General features: G+C 76.5%; 1 protein-coding gene. It reads right to left on the bottom strand.

The window, feature by feature from the left end; all coding sequences use genetic code 11:
* Positions 1 to 813: NB-ARC domain-containing protein (locus BI06_RS30150; RefSeq protein WP_043472771.1), on the bottom strand; the 813-nt coding region annotated here is incomplete at both ends.

The following is an 813-nucleotide window of genomic DNA, read 5'->3' as shown; positions in this document are numbered from 1 at the left end:
CGTGGTACCGGTACCGGCCGGGGAACGGCGATTCCACCATCGCCACGTCCACCAGCGCCTCCAGCAGGTCCTCGGCGTCGTACGCGTCGAGGTCCAGCAGCGCGGCCGCGGCCGACAGGCCGATGTCGGGCCCGTCCACCGAGGCGACCAGCCGGAACGCCCGGGCCTGGTCGGCGGTCAGCTGGCGGTAGCTCAGTTCGAAGGCCGCCGCGACCGCGAGGTCCCCGATCCGCAGTTCGTCGATCCGCCGCCGCTCCACCTGGAGGCGGCGGCTGAGGGTCTCCACCGTCCAGCCCGGCCGGGCGGCCAGCCGGGCGGCCACGATCCGCACCGCCAGCGGCAGGTGCCCGCAGGCCACCACCAGCTCGCGGGCGGCCTCCGGTTCGGCCGCCAGCCGCTCCGCGCCGATGGTGCGGCCGAGCAGGTCCAGCGCCTCCTCAGGCTGGAACACGTCCAGGTCCACCTGCACCGTCGCCGGCAGCCCGGCCGGGCGGGTGCGGCCGGTGGTCAGCACCGCGCAGCCCTCCGCCCCGGGCAGCAGCGGCCGGATCTGCGCCGCGTCCTTGGCGTTGTCCAGGACGAGCAGCAGCCGCCGGCCGTCCACCACCGAGCGGAACAGCGCCGAGCGCGCGTCCAGCCCGTCCGGCACCGCGTCCGCAGGGACCCCGAGCGCCACCAGGAAGCCGCTCAGCACCGCCTCCGGATCGGCCGGGACCGGGTCCGAGCCGCGCAGGTCCACGTACAGCTGGCCGTCCGGGTAGCCGTCCCTGACCCGGTGCGCCACGTGCAGCGCCAGCGCGGTCTTGCCGACCC

The organism is Kitasatospora sp. MBT66 (genome assembly GCF_000710405.2).
In the GTDB taxonomy this organism is placed as follows: Bacteria; Actinomycetota; Actinomycetes; order Streptomycetales; family Streptomycetaceae; genus Kitasatospora; species Kitasatospora purpeofusca.
This window is presented reverse-complemented; position numbering and strand designations above follow the sequence as displayed.